This window comes from uncultured Dialister sp. (genome assembly GCF_937959425.1).
Classification (GTDB): Bacteria; Bacillota; Negativicutes; order Veillonellales; family Dialisteraceae; genus Dialister.
The window spans coordinates 1-15,814 of record NZ_CALGPS010000068.1; the positions used below are offsets into that span (position 1 = coordinate 1).

14 protein-coding genes are annotated in these 15,814 nt (G+C 51.0%); 11 read left to right on the forward strand and 3 right to left on the reverse strand.

Features of this window, described 5'->3' with window-relative positions; all coding sequences use genetic code 11:
- The first annotated feature begins 69 nt into the window (after positions 1 to 69).
- Both Q0482_RS02700 and Q0482_RS02705 read left to right on the forward strand, forming a co-directional pair.
- Positions 70 to 312: a hypothetical protein gene (locus Q0482_RS02700; RefSeq protein WP_299143055.1), complete on the forward strand. Its 243-nt coding sequence runs from the start codon at positions 70 to 72 to the stop codon at positions 310 to 312.
- Between the two features lie 672 nt (positions 313 to 984).
- The gene (locus tag Q0482_RS02705) at positions 985 to 2,484 is read left to right on the forward strand and encodes a Na+/H+ antiporter NhaC family protein (protein WP_299143058.1); all 1,500 of its coding nucleotides are present in this window, start codon (positions 985 to 987) and stop codon (positions 2,482 to 2,484) included.
- A gap of 527 nt (positions 2,485 to 3,011) precedes the next feature.
- On the opposite strand, the gene Q0482_RS02710 is transcribed toward Q0482_RS02705, so the two are convergent.
- Both Q0482_RS02710 and Q0482_RS02715 read right to left on the reverse strand, forming a co-directional pair.
- Entirely contained in the window at positions 3,012 to 3,314 is a 303-nt protein-coding gene (locus tag Q0482_RS02710) for a hypothetical protein (protein WP_299143061.1), read from the reverse strand.
- Positions 3,315 to 3,324: 10 nt separating this feature from the next.
- Complete coding sequence (locus tag Q0482_RS02715) at positions 3,325 to 3,945, reverse strand: tetratricopeptide repeat protein (RefSeq protein WP_299143063.1); 621 nt, start codon at positions 3,943 to 3,945, stop codon at positions 3,325 to 3,327.
- Between the two features lie 102 nt (positions 3,946 to 4,047).
- Between Q0482_RS02715 and Q0482_RS02720 the strand changes: the two genes are divergently transcribed.
- From Q0482_RS02720 to dnaJ, 9 genes are all read left to right on the forward strand, one after another.
- Positions 4,048 to 4,809 (forward strand): SDR family NAD(P)-dependent oxidoreductase, encoded by a 762-nt coding sequence (locus Q0482_RS02720; protein ID WP_299143066.1) that lies wholly within the window; start codon positions 4,048 to 4,050, stop codon positions 4,807 to 4,809.
- A 744-nt stretch (positions 4,810 to 5,553) separates the two neighbouring features.
- Entirely contained in the window at positions 5,554 to 5,838 is a 285-nt protein-coding gene (gene rpsF, locus Q0482_RS02725) for a 30S ribosomal protein S6 (protein ID WP_296999989.1), read from the forward strand.
- Positions 5,839 to 5,849: 11 nt separating this feature from the next.
- Entirely contained in the window at positions 5,850 to 6,392 is a 543-nt protein-coding gene (locus Q0482_RS02730) for a single-stranded DNA-binding protein (RefSeq protein ID WP_299143069.1), read from the forward strand.
- Positions 6,393 to 6,425: 33 nt separating this feature from the next.
- Complete coding sequence (gene rpsR, locus Q0482_RS02735; RefSeq protein WP_232217348.1) at positions 6,426 to 6,656, forward strand: 30S ribosomal protein S18; 231 nt, start codon at positions 6,426 to 6,428, stop codon at positions 6,654 to 6,656.
- Positions 6,657 to 6,888: 232 nt separating this feature from the next.
- Positions 6,889 to 8,361: a DASS family sodium-coupled anion symporter gene (locus Q0482_RS02740; protein ID WP_299143072.1), complete on the forward strand. Its 1,473-nt coding sequence runs from the start codon at positions 6,889 to 6,891 to the stop codon at positions 8,359 to 8,361.
- Positions 8,362 to 9,068: 707 nt separating this feature from the next.
- A complete protein-coding gene (gene hrcA / locus Q0482_RS02745; RefSeq protein ID WP_299143075.1) occupies positions 9,069 to 10,130 on the forward strand; it encodes a heat-inducible transcriptional repressor HrcA in 1,062 nt (353 codons plus the stop codon).
- 16 nt (positions 10,131 to 10,146) lie between these two features.
- Positions 10,147 to 10,767 carry a nucleotide exchange factor GrpE gene (gene grpE, locus Q0482_RS02750; protein WP_299143078.1) on the forward strand — a complete coding sequence of 207 codons (621 nt, stop codon included), beginning with the start codon at positions 10,147 to 10,149 and terminating at the stop codon, positions 10,765 to 10,767.
- A 60-nt stretch (positions 10,768 to 10,827) separates the two neighbouring features.
- Positions 10,828 to 12,702 carry a molecular chaperone DnaK gene (gene dnaK, locus Q0482_RS02755; protein ID WP_299143081.1) on the forward strand — a complete coding sequence of 625 codons (1,875 nt, stop codon included), beginning with the start codon at positions 10,828 to 10,830 and terminating at the stop codon, positions 12,700 to 12,702.
- Positions 12,703 to 12,721: 19 nt separating this feature from the next.
- Positions 12,722 to 13,897, forward strand: coding sequence for a molecular chaperone DnaJ (dnaJ, locus tag Q0482_RS02760; protein WP_299143084.1), 1,176 nt, complete (start codon positions 12,722 to 12,724; stop codon positions 13,895 to 13,897).
- A gap of 711 nt (positions 13,898 to 14,608) precedes the next feature.
- On the opposite strand, the gene rpsD is transcribed toward dnaJ, so the two are convergent.
- Positions 14,609 to 15,202: a 30S ribosomal protein S4 gene (rpsD, locus tag Q0482_RS02765; protein WP_299143087.1), complete on the reverse strand. Its 594-nt coding sequence runs from the start codon at positions 15,200 to 15,202 to the stop codon at positions 14,609 to 14,611.
- Positions 15,203 to 15,814: the final 612 nt, after the last annotated feature.

Below are 15,814 nucleotides of genomic sequence, written 5' to 3' on the forward strand. Positions count from 1 at the left end.
GGATAGGGGGCTGGGGATTTGGGAGTGGGGACTCGGGAATTGTGGCTCATGAGGGGGATGCGGCGTATAATGATGGTAGGCAGTAGAAATCCGGTGCGAAAAGTTTCTGTGAAGCATATGGGGCGGGAACCCTGCCGTTTCACAGGGAACTCCTTCTCCGTGGATATGGCCGCCATAGGCGACAAGCTGCAGGGGGCCAAGGTCATCCATAACCACCCGGACAACAAAGAGTATTACGGCGACTGTTTCAGTATGAATGATTTTTGTACATCTTTCGAATGTCATTGGATGGGCCCGCGGAATACGATATGAGGAGGAAAATCATGGAAGAAGAAAAGCGTAAACTTGACCCTCTCGGAGCTATCCCCGTAATATGCAAATGGTGCCACTCATGCGTATACAGAAATGGACCATCTCCTTGAGCAGATGACCCCGACAAGAATAATTGTTTGCAATATCCATTTAATGAAGAAGATATAGATTTCGGAAAGCCGGATGAGGTAGAGCGTGGCGAGAAGTGCCCGCACTATAAACGGGACCTCGGAGTGAAGCGGGATGAAAGCAATAGGTGAGCTATGGAAACGATTATCAAGACCATACCGGTCAATGACGGCAGATTATACGCGGTTTGCAATTCCAATCGGTATCTTCTGGCAAAGTGCGAGATGAAAATCGTTGTTATGTAAAAATAAGATGGCAGCTTACAAAGAGGCACCCGAGAGAGCGCCCTTTTTGAGTGCAGAAAAAGCCGCCTATATGGTGTCCGGCGGAAAACGGATAGCGGTAAGCGGACAGCACTCTGTACTGTCCCACTTTCTCACTGTCTAACCATTCCCCATTCCCCAGTCCCCAGGCTCCAGCCCACCAGCCCACTAATAAACATTTATTACAACGCACATTTTACAAACGGGGAAAGTATTGTATAATAATAAAAATTAAGTTTTGACGATATGGGAAATTGTCAAAAGAGAGAGGATGATGTATATGTCTCAAACTGTATGGTCTCTGGTGCCGCCAATTGTCACGATTATTCTGGCACTGGCCACCAAGGAAGTGTACATGTCTCTTGCTATTGGTATCTTTATCGGTGCCTTTATGTTTGCAGGATTCAGTGTACTGGGTGCTATCGATACCATGTTCCACATTATGTCGGACAAGGTAGGCAGCAATGTGTATATTCTTGTGTTCCTGGTTCTTCTGGGGATCATGGTGGCAGCCATCCAGAAATCCGGCGCTTCCCAGGCCTATGGGGATTATGCGGCCCGCAATATTAAAGGGAAGAAGAGTGCCCTCTTCGTTACCATGGCTCTTGGTATTTTGATTTTCATTGATGATTATTTCAACTGCCTCACTGTAGGTACGGTTATGCGTCCTGTAACGGACCGGTTCAAAATTACCCGTGCGAAACTGGCTTACATTATCGATGCCACCGCAGCACCGGTATGTATCATCGCTCCGGTATCCAGCTGGGCGGCAGCGGTTACTTCTTCTCTTCCTGAAGACAGTGCCATCGACGGTTTTGCTCTTTTCCTGGAAACCATCCCGCTGAATCTCTATGCCTGGCTTACTATTATTTTCATGATTATCCTCATCGCTTCCGGCCATGATTTTTCCCGTATGGCCAAGTATGAAAAGCAGAGCGGCGGCACCCTGGTGATTCCGGCGGAGTATGCGGACGATGAAAGCACGGCACCTGTTGGAAATGGGAAAATCATCGACCTGGTTCTTCCGCTGGTAGTCCTGATTGGCGGGTGTGTATTCGGTATGCTTTACACCGGCGGCATTCTGGAGGGAAAGGGCGTGGCAGAGGCCTTTGCCAACTGCGAGTCTGCCAGAGGCCTTGTGATTGGTTCCTTCATTGCCCTTGTATTTACCTTTATCCTTTATATTCCCCGTAAGGTTTTAAGCTTCAGTGCATTCTGCAGCTGCTTCGTGGAAGGCTTCAAGCAGATGACCTCCGCCATTATGATCCTGTCCCTGGCATGGACACTGTCCGGCATTGTAGGTAAGGAATACCTCAATATCGGCGGCTATGTGGGAAGCGTGGTATCCGACAATGCCACCATTGCCATCCTGCTGCCGGCTCTCTTCTTCCTGGTAGCCATCGGCCTGGCATTCGCCACCGGCACCTCCTGGGGCACCTTCGGTATCCTCATTCCTATCGTACTGGCTATTGTGTCCAATGATACCCATCTCATGATTATGACTGTGGCAGCCGTCCTGGCCGGTTCTGTAGGCGGCGACCATGTATCCCCGATTTCCGATACCACCATCCTGGCTTCGGCGGGGGCCCAGTGCCACCATATCGACCATGTGTCCACCCAGATTCCCTATGTGCTCGTAGTGGCTGTCAGCTGTGTAGCAGGCTACCTGGTAGATGGCATTACCGGAAATGGCATCCTGGGCGATGCGGCAGGCCTGGTATGTATGCTCATTATCATGGGCTATTTCCTGAAATTCAAATCCCATAAGACCGCCGACTGACAGGCAGTAAAAAAGCGCATCGTTGATGTCTTTATCAATGATGCGTTTTTTGTATGGAATAGGTGGTGAAATTTTATGGTTGAAAAGAATTCCTGAAGTCTGACGTCTGATTTCTAACGTCTAATCCATGCCCGTATCCTCCGCCCTCCGGCGCCCCCTTCTAGAGGAAGGGGGCTAATGCTCTCCGTCAAGCAGCACCTTTGACAGAAGAGGTAAGAACGTAACGCAGGCTCCTTCCCCAGGAAGGAGCTGGGCGAATCCCTGAGGATAGGTCCGAATAATGCTCTTTGCACCTATGTGCCACATCAGGCCCTTTCAGGGCCTCGGCCTTTCTTCGAAAGGCCTGCTATCATCCGGCGCCTACGGCGCCACCTTCTTCCAGAGGAAGAAGGTTTTGGCACTTCGTTGTGCAGCACTGGCGACACAAAAGTAAATCTCGTAACGCTGACTTTATACTCATCGCCGCAGGCGATACCACACCCTCTGAACCCTTTGAACCCTTTGAACCTTCTGAACCCTCAGAACCCTTATATTCTATTTTTTATCTTATATATAAGGCTTACCAGGGTGAGAATGGCAACGAAGGCGGTGATGGTCATGGACCAGGCTACGCCTATGTGCATGTAGCCTTCGAAGGAAAAGTCCCAGGAGAAGTACATGATGGTGATGATGGCGGCAGCAATGCAGCCGATGGCCAGCATAGTGGGCTTTTCTCGGTAGGTGATAAGGAAGAAGATGCCGGCGAGATACCCGGCGGCTCCGGCAGCTGCCAGCAGGTCATCGTGGTAGAGGACAAGGGAAACGATGGAAAGAATGAATGCGTATTTCATAGATGCTCCTTTATTTCACAAGGCTTTGGAAATCGCTGTCGCCGTGAAGCCACTGGAAGTGGTCCTGGACGGCGGCCTGGGGTTTCACGTTCTTCGGGTCCAGTTCGATGGCTTTCTTCAGATATTTCAAAGCATTAGGCTTATCCCGCTTGTCGGCATAGCAGGTGGCGATGCCGTACCAGGACCAGGTATTTTGCGGGTCTTTGTCCAGTACCTTCTGGAAATAACGGATGGATTCGTCATAATGCTTTCCCAGTTTCTGGGCCATGGCCATGTCAAAAAAGGCCTGCACGTAGTTTGGATTGATGGAAAGGGATTGGTTAATGGTTTTAATCCCTTCCTCCGGCGATACGTCGAAGGCCTGGATAATACCCTTGAGGGACAGGGCTTTGTAGTTTTTGCTGTCCTTTTCCAAAGCCTGATTGGCCAGCTCCAGTGCGGAGAGGTGGTTTCCTTTTCCGTAAGCGGTGACGGCTTTGACATACAGGTCTTCTGACTCTTTGGAAATGGTATGGATTTGAGGGGCAGAGGAAGCGGCCGGCGCAGGCTGGGAATCACTTTGATTTGAATTTCCGCATCCGGCGGTTCCCAGAATGGCAGCCAGCAGGGCGGCAGCAATGATGTATTTCATAGCAGCTCCTTTGATTCTCCGTGGAAAAAGGCGGGGAATCCAGTATAATAAAGGGGAATCAGTTTTGCATTCTATTATAGCAGAAAAAGAAGGAGGATTATCATGAGTTCGTTTGCATTCATTACGGGAGCCACCAGCGGCATCGGCCTGGCTTCTGCCAAAGCGCTGGCAGGGAAGGGCTATGGCCTGGTGCTGGCTGCCAGAAATGAAGAAAAGCTGGCAGCGGTGAAAAAGGAAATCGAAGAGGAAATGGGGGTGCCTGTCATCTGCTACAAGCTGGATGTCAGAAATCCCGACGAAATCCGGACGGTGGCAGACCGCTGCCTTCGGGAAGCAGGGACGCCCCGCATTCTTCTGAACGATGCCGGCCTGGCCAGAGGGCTGGAACCCTATGGGGAAACGAAGGAGGAGGATATCCTCCAGATGATTGATACCAATATCAAGGGGCTCTTCCTTGTGACCTGGGCATTCCTTCCCGCCATGCTGGAAAAGAATGAAGGCCATATCATCAACCTGGGCTCCACGGCAGGCCTCTATGCCTATGCAGGGGCTGCGGTATACTGTGCCACCAAGGCGGCGGTGAAGACATTTAGCGACGGCATCCGTATCGACGTGATTGACAGCGACATCAAGGTCACCACCATCCAGCCGGGCATTGTTGAGACCCCTTTCAGCGAAGTCCGTTTCCATGGCGATAAGGAAAGGGCCGCCAAGGTGTATGAAGGGGTGGATGCCCTGCAGGCCGAAGACATTGCCAATATCATTGCCTTCGCCGTAGACCAGCCCAAACGGGTGCAGATCAGCGACATCGTCATCATGGCCAACCAGCAGGCCACCGGCTTCATGGTGAGTAAGAGGAAATAGTTTCCTGTCGGTATGAACAGCGATGGCGTCATGTCGGGCAGGAAACTTTATGTGAATAGTTTCCTACTTTGATGGATGGCAATAGTGTCAAGTCGAGTAGGAAACTTTATGGGAATAGTTTCCTGTTTCGATGAATTGCAATAGTGTCAAGTCGAGTAGGAAACTATTTGCGAATAGTTTCCTGTTTCGATGAATAGCAATAGCGTCAAGTCGAGTAGGAAACTTTTTACTAACAGTTTCCTGTCTCGATGGACCGCATTGGCGTCATGCCGGGCAGGAAACTTTATGCGAATAGTTTCCTGTCGCGATGGACAACAAATGTGTCACGTCGGGTATGAAACACAGGAGTGCCACGTCGGGTAGGAAACTATTTGCCAGCAGTTTTCCTGCCGCCATGGACAGTAATGGAGCCACGCCGGGTAGGAAACTATTCGCCAGCAGCTTCCTGCCCCCATGAACAGCAATGGGGCCATGCCGAGTAGGAAACTATTCGCCAACAGTTTCCTGCCGCTATGGATAGCAATGGCACCATGCCGAGTAGGAAACTTTACGCCAGCAGTTTCCTGCCGCCATGGGCAGCAATGGAGCCAAGTCGAGTAGGAAACTTTCCGCGAAGCGGATTTCCTAAAAAAGTATTTGCTTTTTCATTTCCACTCTTGTATAATAAATGAGCTTGTTATTTTACAAGTAACTTCCTGGCCCGCAGAAAGTGTGGGACATAGGTCCGAAAAGGAGGCGAATTTCGTGAAAAAGTATGAAGTTATGTTCATTGTGAATGCAGCTAATGATGATGTTATCAAAGCTGCTGTCAAACTGGTACAGGACACCATTACCAGAATCGGTGGTACCATTGACAATACTGATGAATGGGGCAAACGTCATCTTGCGTACGAAGTCAAGCATCAGAGTGAAGGATACTACGTAGTAGTAGATTTCCAGGCTGACCCGGCGCAGATTAAAGAACTTGACCGCGTTATCAAGATTCATGAAGAAATTATCCGTCATATCATTGTAAAACAGGATGACTAAGAGGTAGCACAATGAATTCAGTTCAAATCTTGGGAAATCTTGGACGGGATCCGATTATTCGTGCCACGAAGACCGGCCGTTCCGTAGCATCGTTTTCTGTAGCAGTAAGCCGTAACTACACGACCCCCCAGGGTGAACAGCGCGAGCTTACAGACTGGATTAATGTTGTTGCCTGGGGTCCCCTGGCAGAAGCTGTTGGAAATCAGCTGAAAAAAGGCAGCCGCGTATTTGTGGAAGGACGTATTTCCAGTCGTTCCTACGATGCGCAGGACGGCACAAAGAGATATGTAACAGAAGTCGTTGCCAATATCATTGCCGTTCCATTGGGCACGCCCCGCAGTTCTTCCTATGGGCAGCAGGCCCAGGGTAATTCTTTCGGCGGCGGTTTCGGCGGAAATAACAATTTCGGCGGAAACAACGGCGGTTTCGGTGGAAACGGTTATAACGGCGGAAACGGCGGATATAACAATGCTCCAGCCGGACAGGGCGGCCAGCCGGGAGGAAACTTTGGACAGTTTGGTACAACGTCCAAGGATGAAGATATTCCGTTCTGATATGCATTGATTTTGGAGGATATAGAAAGCATGATTAGAAGAGATAGAGTAAGAAGACCGAGAAGAAAGGTCTGCCAGTGCTGCGTGGATCACGTAGACACCATTGATTATAAAAACGTTGCTGCACTGCGTCGTTTCGTTTCCGAAAGAGGCAAGATTCTGCCCCGCCGTGTAACCGGAACATGCGCAAAGCATCAGCGTAAAATCAATCTCGCTATCAAGAGAGCAAGAGCTATCGCTCTGCTTCCCTTCAGCGCTGACTGATAACTGCAAAGCTCCCGCTCAGGCGGGGGCTTTTTTATTGGATTTGACAAGTTACTTCTTTTTGGATATACTGGAAGAAATTCATAAAGTGCGATGAAGCTCCTGTTTCCCCTTATATATAGGGATAGCAGGAGCTTTTTGCATCATAAGAAAAAGTGCCTGCTCATGGCCGGAGCCTATTTAGCTCCTTGATGAAATGGCGCTTCATTTTTTCCCTTCCTGGAGGTGCCTTATGAATCAATCGGAAGGATTTGGTAAGAAGTACGGTTTGTTTCTAGCACTGGCGGCCATGGCCCTGGTGTATCTGTTTCCTACGCCGGCGGACCTGCCTACCTCAGGCCACCGGCTCATCGGCATTCTGGTATTTGCAGTTATTATCTGGATGACGGAAGGCGTGTCCTATCCGGTCAGCGCTTTTGTTATCGTTGTGTTTATGGCCTTTTCCCTGGGGCTGGCGCCCAATCCCGCCAAGCCGGAAGTGATTCTTGGCACCAGTAAGGCCTTGCAGATGGGGCTTGCCGGGTTTTCCACCACTGCCTGGGCGCTGGTGGCAGGAGCCATGTTCCTGTCGGCGGGCATGATGATCACAGGGCTGGATAAACGTATCGCCCTGGTGGTTATGTCCCACATCGGCGTGAAGTCCAGTCACCTGGTCATCGGCGTCATTTTCGTAGGATTCCTCCTTTCCTTCTTCGTTCCATCCACCACGGCCCGCGTATCCTGCATGGTCCCCATCGTAGTGGGCATTATCCGTGCCTTCGGCCTCCAGAAGGGATCCACCTTTGCGGCGGTGCTCATGATGGCGGTGGCCCAGGCGGATTCCCTGTGGAATATCGGCATTAAGACGGCCGCAGCCCAGAACATGGTGGCCATCGGGTTCATCCAGCAGGTACTGGGGAAAGATATCAGCTGGCTGGAATGGTTCATTGCAGCCGCTCCCTATGCAGCCGTTATGTCCGTAGTGCTCTATTTCCTCCTGATTCATGTGATGCCTCCGGAAGTAAAGGAAATGCCCGGCGGCCGGGAAGCGCTGGAAAAGATGCTGAAGGACCTGGGACCTGTTTCCAAAGACGAAAAGAAACTGCTCCTCATTTCCGTCCTGCTCCTTTTCTTCTGGGTCACAGAGAAGAAACTCCATCCCTTTGATACCACCACTGTCACCATTACAGGCATCATGCTCATGATGCTGCCGAAGGTGGGCTTCATGACCTGGAAACAGGCAGTGCCCCATATCAACTGGGGCACCGTCACCCTCTTCGGCGTGGGCATCAGCCTTGGCACCGCCCTTTTGAAATCGGGAGCCGCCATCTGGCTGGCCAACCATTTCGTGGCCCTCTTCGGCATGGAAACCATGTCTCCTCTTATGGTTATTGCGGTGCTGGCCTTCTTCCTTACCGTCATTCACCTGGGCTTTGCCAGCGCCACGGGCCTTGCTTCGGCCATGATTCCTATCGTCATTGCGGTTCTCCAGAGTGTGAAGACACCGGGCATCGATGTGCTTGGCATGACCATGATTCTCCAGTACACCATCTGCTTCGGCTACATCCTTCCGGTGAATGCGCCTCAGAATATGATTGCCTACAGCACCGGCTACATTACGTCCAAGGATTTTCTGATTACCGGCATTCCCTTCACCGTGCTGGCCTATGCCATGATTCTCGTCTTCTCCGCCACCTACTGGCACTGGCTTGGATATGTGGGGTAGGGGAGACGATAGAAGGTAGACGATAGAAGTCAGAGGTCAGACATCAGACTGCGTTACGGGCTTACCTTTCTTGTCACAGGTGCTGCATGACGAAGTGCCAGAGCCTCCTTCCTTTGGAAGGCAGAAGCCCTGCAGAGGGCTTCTGAGCCGGGCTCTTATTTGAGCATAGCCTGCACATAAAGCGAACACCTTAAAGCCCGGCCGTTGGTGTCGCCGTCAGGCGACGGAGGATAGCGGCTTTTCGCAGAAAAGCCGAGGCCCTGAAAGGGCCTAATGTGACTCATAAGTACAAAGAGCATTATTCGGACCTATCCTCAGCCCTATCGGGCAGCTCCATTCCGGTCGGGCAAACAAAAGGAAGGCCCTTTTATGGGCAGGCTAAGGGCCAACTTTGCACGACTTGGCAATCCTATGCAGGATTGCCACCTGAGGAAGGAGCCTCGTTACGTTCTTACGCTTTGTGTCTCTGGTGGTGCTTCCCTAGCAACTAGCTGCCAGCTTACTAGTTCACCAGCCCACCAGTTCACTAGCCCACCAGTTCACTAGCTCACTAGCTCACTAAAAAAGCACTTCCCTTGGGAGGTGCTTTTTATGTGGAAAAATGAGGAAAAGAAGGGGAAAGCCTTGACATAGAGGGGTATGAATGCTATTCTAATAACGTAAGTTAGCACTCGAAAGAGATGAGTGCTAATAACAAGGTGATAATCATGGCACGCAGAACAAACAAGAATGAACCCCGTTACGGGGCCAATGAATTGAATGAAAGAAAGCGGAAAGTATTGTGGGCAGTGGTACAGGATTACGCCGATACCGCTGAACCGGTAGGCTCCAGAACTATTGCAAAGAAGTACAATCTGGGCGTCAGCAGCGCCACTATCCGGAATGAGATGCAGGATCTGGAAGACGAAGGATACCTGGAACAGCCCCATACTTCTGCAGGACGTATCCCTTCCATCAAGGGGTATCGTTTTTACGTGGACTGGCTCATGCAGCCCGCTCCTGTTTCCAATGAAGAAAAGTCCATGATTGACAGCATGCTTCTGGATCATGTGACGAAGGTGGATGAAATTTTCCGTAATATGGCAAAGGCTGTTTCATCCCTGACCCATAATCTTTCCGTCGCCACATCTGCAGGTATTAAGAAGAAATTCAACTATGTCCGTTTCCTTCCCCTTGACGGAGCCAGGGCCATTCTCCTGGTGGTGACAGATCGGGGAGACGTTTCCAATGCAGTGGTGGACATTCCTAAAGGCAGCACCTTTGATGAAATGCAGCTCCTGGCGGACAGGATGAACCATTTCCTCCACGGCCGGGATATTGACAGCATGGATGAAAAGGAAATCCTATCCTTCCAGAAGGATATAGAAAAGAATTTAAGTCCCTATATGAATGTGTTCAAGACCCTGCAGAGAGTGCTGACACCGCAGCAGGAAGTCTATTCCGGCGGCGCATCCCAGCTGATTGAACAGCCGGAATTCAAAAATGTGGAAAAAATGCAGGATATCCTGAATCTCCTGGAGCAGCGGGATATGCTGGAAAGCATGCTTCTCTCCAGCTCCGATCAGCCCATTGCCGTCCATATCGGCACGGAAAACCCCATGAAGTCCCTGTCCGATTTGTCTATCGTGAGGGCCCAGTTTTCCTCCGGCGGCAGAGTCATAGGTTCAGTGGCGGTGCTGGGACCGACACGCATGCAGTACAGTAAGATTATCGGCATGATGCGGTTTATGCAGGACAGACTGGATCAGCTTTTAAAGAATAAAGAGTAACATAGGAGGCTCCCCAATGGCGAAAAAAGAAGATATTAAAGTAAAAGTGAATACGGAGGAACCGAAGGAGAAGGGAAAAAAGGCAGAGAAAATGCCGAAGCCTACGGTAGAGGAACTGCAGCAGCAGGTCATTTTCCTCACCAGACAGGCAGCGGATGCCCAGAAGAAGGCAAGGGAAGCGGAAGATAAGGCCAAGTCGGAAGAAACGAAACTTCAGACAGCCCTTTCCCAGTATGTAAGGCTCCAGGCGGATTTTGACAATTTCCGCCGCCGCACAAAGGAAAGCGAAGCCAAAGCGGCCGATACCTACAAGGCGGAAACCTTGAAATCCTTCCTTCCGGTACTGGACAATTTCGAACTGGCTCTTTCCCATATGAAGAAAGATGCATCCGGCGAGGCCTACCTGAAGGGGTTTGAGCTTCTCCAGAAGCAGATGGTGAAGATCATGACAGACTTCGGTGTCAAGGAAATCGAAGCCAAGGGCAAACCCTTTGATCCCCATTTCCACGAAGCGGTGATGATGGCCGCATCCGATGAAATGGATGATGACACCATTGCCATGGTTTTCCAGAAGGGCTATCTCTATAAAGATACGGTTCTTCGTCCTGCCAAGGTCCAGGTTGTGAAGAACAGCTGACATTGGCAGTTAAATATAGAATTTCAGTTTTAGAAATACATAGGAAAGGAGACATTTTAAATGTCAAAAGTAATTGGTATTGATTTAGGTACAACAAACTCCGTAGTAGCTGTCATGGAAGGCGGCGAACCTGTCGTCATTCCTAACGCCGAAGGCTCCCGTCTGACTCCATCCGTTGTAGGCTTCTCCAAGAACGGAGAACGGCTGGTAGGCCAGCTGGCAAAACGCCAGGCTGTATCCAACCCGGACCGCACTGTCGTTTCCATTAAACGCCACATGGGCAGCGACTATAAAGTCACTATTGACGGAAAATCCTATACTCCTCAGGAAATCTCTGCCATGATTCTGCAGAAACTGAAGGTGGATGCAGAAGCTTATCTGGGCGAAAAAGTAACGGAAGCTGTTATTACCTGCCCGGCTTACTTCACCGACAGCCAGCGTCAGGCCACCAAGGACGCCGGTGCCATTGCAGGCCTTAAAGTTCTCCGTATCATCAACGAACCGACCGCCTCTGCCCTGGCATACGGCCTTGACAAGATTAAAGACGGCAAGGAACACCGTTTTCTGGTTTACGATCTGGGCGGCGGCACATTCGATGTGTCCATCCTGGATCTGGCAGACGGCGTATTCGAAGTAGAAGCTTCCAGCGGCAACGGCCATCTGGGCGGCGATGACTTCGATGCCCGCGTGATGGACTGGATTGCAGACACCTTCAAGAACCAGAACGGCTTTGAACTGAAACGGGATCCCATGACCAACCAGAGACTGAAGGAAGCTGCTGAAAAAGCAAAGATCGAACTGTCCTCTGTTATGTCCACCGACATTAACCTGCCCTTCATTACCATTGATTCCAACGGACAGCCGGTTCACTTCGATGCAACCCTGACCCGTGCCGTATTCGACCAGATTACGGAAGATCTGGTACAGGCTACCGTAGAACCTATGGAAAGAGCCATGAAGGATGCCAACCTCACCATTGACGACATTGATAAGATTCTTCTGGTCGGCGGCTCTTCCCGTATCCCCGCCGTACAGACCCTTATCCGCAACAAATTCCATAAAGAACCGTCCAAGGGCGTTAACCCTGATGAATCGGTAGCTGTAGGTGCTGCCATCCAGGCCGGCGTTCTTAAAGGCGAAGTGAAAGACGTACTGCTTCTTGATGTCACTCCGCTGTCCCTGGGCATTGAAACCCTGGGCGGTGTATTCACTACCATGATTAAGAGAAATACCACCATCCCGACCTCCAAGACCCAGGTATTCTCCACTGCCGTAGATAACCAGCCGTCCGTAGATATCCATGTACTCCAGGGCGAGCGTCCCATGGCTGCTGATAACAAGACCCTTGGCCGTTTCGAACTGAGTGACATTCCGCCGGCTCCCCGGGGAGTTCCGCAGATTCAGGTCACCTTCGACATCGATGCCAACGGTATTGTCCATGTTTCTGCAAAGGATCTGGGCACCGGCAAGGAACAGAAGATTGACATTACCTCTTCCTCCGGCCTCTCTGATGAAGAAATCAAGAGAATGCAGGATGATGCCAAAGCTCATGAAGCAGAAGACAAGAAACGCAAAGAAGCCATTACTGCCAAGAACAATGCAGAAGCCCTCATTTACCAGGCTGAAAAGACCGTCAAGGAACTGGGAGACAAAGCAGACCAGGGCAAAGTGAAAGAAGTGAACGATGCCATTGCCAAACTGAAAGAAACACTCAAAGGCAATGATACCGAAAAGATCAAAGCCGATGCCGAAGCTTTGACCAAACCGCTCCATGAACTGACCGAAAAACTGTACCAGCAGGCACAGCAGGCTCAGCAGGCACAGCAGCAGGCCCAGAATGCAGGCGCCCAGCAGGGACCCCAGGCCGGAGCCAAAAAAGACAAGGACAATGTAGTAGACGCAGACTATAAAGTCGTGGACGACGATAAGAAATAAGGAATAGTGTGATTTCTTTATGGCAGACAGCAAGGATTATTATGACATCCTTGGCGTAAGCAAAAACGCCACCGATGATGAAATCAAAAAAGCATACAGAAGACTTGCCCGCAAATACCATCCGGACCTGAATAAGGACCATCCTAAGGAAGCGGAAGAAAAGTTCAAGGAAGTCAATGAAGCCTACCATGTACTTTCCGATGCCGACAAGAGAGCCCAGTACGACCAGCTTGGCCACGACGCCTTCCAGCAGGCATCCCGTGGTGGAGCCGGCGCCGGGGGATTCGGCGGATTCGGTCAGGGCGGATTCAATGGCCAGGGATTCGACTTCGGCGGCTTCGACATGGGGGACATTTTCGACATGTTCACCGGCGGCAGCCGCAGAAGAAACAATGGTCCCCAGCAGGGGGCGGACCTCCGCTACGATATGACCATCACCCTTCGGGAAGCCTTCACCGGAGTGAAGAAGAAATTCTCCGTCACCAAGAACGACACCTGCAGCCACTGCCACGGCAGCGGCGCAGAACCGGGCTCCTCCGTCGATACCTGCCCTGCCTGCCACGGCACCGGACAGCAGCGTATCGTAAGAAACGGCCCCTTCGGACAGATGGTGAACATCGTCACCTGCCAGCAGTGCGGCGGCACCGGCAAGATTATCAAAAACAAGTGCAAAGAATGTCATGGCAGCGGCACCGTCAGGGCCTCTAAAACCATTGAAGTCAATATCCCCGCCGGCGCCGACAGCGGCGTCCGCATGAGAGTGTCCGGCGAAGGGGAGCCGGGTCTCCGGGGCGGCCCCAAGGGCGACCTTTACGTATACATCTACGTGGAAGACGACCCGGACTTTGAAAGGGAAGGGGACGACCTTTACAAGACCGTCAATATTTCCTACCCCGTGGCGGCCCTGGGTTCCACCATCAAGGTAAAGACCCTGGACAAAGAAGTGGAACTGAAGATTCCAGCCGGCACCCAGACAGGCACCCGCTTCCGCATTTCCGGCGAAGGCATGCCTCATCTGCAGTCCTCCCGCAAAGGGAACCTTTACGTGGAAGTCCATGTCACCGTGCCTAAACGGCTGAACGAAGACCAGAAGAACGCCCTTCTCCACTATGCCAATGAAATGGGCGAGGACTGCTCCCAATACAAAGGGAAAAGCTCCTTCCTTGATAAAATCATAGATAAGTTTAAACAGTAAGTAAAAAAGCCCATCGGTTATCCGGTGGGCTTTTTTGTGGTGGGGAAGGGGGCAAGGGGGCCGCGAAGCTGACCGGGTTCAGAAGGGAATGGGAAAAGGTTCTCAAGATTGACCGCCCTTCCGGCCGGAGGGTTCTCAGGTTTGACAGCCCTTCGGGCTGAGGGTTGTGGTATCGCCCTGCGGGCGATGAGTATGAAGTCAGCGTTACGGAATTGCCGTTCTATCACATAAGTCACTCTAACCTTGGTGGTAAATCAGCCGCCTACGGCGGCTTTCCCCCTTTTGGTGCCTACGGCACCACCTTTCCCCCGCTGTGCGGGAGCACAACAAAGCTCCGTATAGTATTCCACTCATAAGCGGCTCTATAGTAAGCACGGGTTGTTGTCCCACCGCTTGCGGGGGGAAGGTGGTGGCATCAGCCACCAAAGGGGGAATGCATTTCCCACGCGCCAAAGGCGCGGTTTGCTTGTTTTCCCACGGGCGAAGCCCGGTTGTTTGGTTTTTCCAGCCGCCGGCCACCAGCCATAGTATAACAGGGAGATTTCTCCACTGCGGTCGAAATGACAGCGGGGCGGGGAGGCATCGGTATCATTTGTTTCCTTTCCTCTATGACCGTAATATGTGTTTCCGGTAAAAAAGACACGAAAAAAGAGGAAATGCTTCGCAAAAAGCATTTCCTCTTCTGCATCTGTCGCAGTCCACAGAGAACTATTACTTGGAGTACAGTTCGACGATGTTGGTTTCGTTGACTTCGTCTTTGTAGGGGAGTTCGTCTCTCTGGGGGAAACGGGTCAGGGTTGCGGTCCAGTTGTCGAAGGACTTTTCGATGTAAGGGAGATCGAAGGTCTTCAGTTCCTGGAAGGACTGTTTGAACATTTCATTGGATCTGTAGGATTCCTTCAGGGAAATCACCTGTCCGGGACGAACGGGGTAGGAAGGAATGTCCACTCTCTTGCCGTCAACGGTGATGAGGCCGTGGGTAACCATCTGGCGTGCCTGACGGATGGAACGTGCAAAGCCTGCACGGTATACAAGGTTGTCCAGTCTGGTTTCCAGCAGGAACAGCAGGTTTTCGCCTACGACGCCGGACATTCTCCTTGCTTTATCATAATAGCGGTAGAACTGCTTTTCCAGCAGATTGTACATCGCTTTAACCTTCTGTTTTTCGGACAGCTGTACGCCGTATTCAGACTGTTTCTTCTGACGAGCGTCAGCGACCTGCCGTTTTAACGCTTTCGGATGGCCGTAAATGTTTACGCCGAAACGTCTGCTTGTCTTAAAACGGAGATTTCTGTTTGTTGCCATTGTGTAAATCACCTCTCTAAAAATTATGCTGATCGAATATGAACAGCTTTTATATTATATAGGATTCATGGAGTGATGTCAATATGGGGTTAAAAAGTGGGCTGGTAAAGCTGGTAGGCTGGGGGATGAGGAATCTAAGGAGTTCTGGGGAAATGGTAAATGGTGAATTGTAAATGGTGAATGAAGGTGGCGGTTTCGCCGCCAGGGAAGCGCTGATTAAATCACTGTCTGCTTTTATTCTTGGATTTTTATGCAATGCAAGGAATGGGACGACGCGAATAGCGAGCTATTTAAGGAGTCCCATGACGAAGCAGTGCATAAAAATTCTTATAAAAGCAGACTCTATGAATTAATCAGTGCTTCCCTAGTATTAATAAAACCCAAACAACGGCGCCTGCGGGCGGCTCCTTTCCGCCCCCCGATGCAGTCACCCGGCTCAGAATTTCTGCTCAGAATTTCTCTGCAGGACTTCTGCCTTCCTAAGGAAGGGGCTCTGGCTCTTCGTCATGCAGTAATGGTGATACTAAGAGAAAGCACGTAACGTAAGGCTCCTTCCTCTGGAAGGAGCTGCCCGATAGGGCTGAGGATAGGCCTTTGCGCAGCAAAGGCGCC

What these genes read in the sequence shown, in the direction of transcription:
- Q0482_RS02700 (WP_299143055.1), top strand. Translation starts at nt 70, where the DNA reads ATGATGGTAGGCAGTAGAAATCCGGTGCGAAAAGTTTCTGTGAAGCAT.
- Q0482_RS02705 (WP_299143058.1), top strand. Translation starts at nt 985, where the DNA reads ATGTCTCAAACTGTATGGTCTCTGGTGCCGCCAATTGTCACGATTATT.
- Q0482_RS02710 (WP_299143061.1), bottom strand. Translation starts at nt 3,314, where the DNA reads ATGAAATACGCATTCATTCTTTCCATCGTTTCCCTTGTCCTCTACCAC.
- Q0482_RS02715 (WP_299143063.1), bottom strand. Translation starts at nt 3,945, where the DNA reads ATGAAATACATCATTGCTGCCGCCCTGCTGGCTGCCATTCTGGGAACC.
- Q0482_RS02720 (WP_299143066.1), top strand. Translation starts at nt 4,048, where the DNA reads ATGAGTTCGTTTGCATTCATTACGGGAGCCACCAGCGGCATCGGCCTG.
- Q0482_RS02730 (WP_299143069.1), top strand. Translation starts at nt 5,850, where the DNA reads ATGAATTCAGTTCAAATCTTGGGAAATCTTGGACGGGATCCGATTATT.
- Q0482_RS02740 (WP_299143072.1), top strand. Translation starts at nt 6,889, where the DNA reads ATGAATCAATCGGAAGGATTTGGTAAGAAGTACGGTTTGTTTCTAGCA.
- hrcA (WP_299143075.1), top strand. Translation starts at nt 9,069, where the DNA reads ATGGCACGCAGAACAAACAAGAATGAACCCCGTTACGGGGCCAATGAA.
- grpE (WP_299143078.1), top strand. Translation starts at nt 10,147, where the DNA reads ATGGCGAAAAAAGAAGATATTAAAGTAAAAGTGAATACGGAGGAACCG.
- dnaK (WP_299143081.1), top strand. Translation starts at nt 10,828, where the DNA reads ATGTCAAAAGTAATTGGTATTGATTTAGGTACAACAAACTCCGTAGTA.
- dnaJ (WP_299143084.1), top strand. Translation starts at nt 12,722, where the DNA reads ATGGCAGACAGCAAGGATTATTATGACATCCTTGGCGTAAGCAAAAAC.
- rpsD (WP_299143087.1), bottom strand. Translation starts at nt 15,202, where the DNA reads ATGGCAACAAACAGAAATCTCCGTTTTAAGACAAGCAGACGTTTCGGC.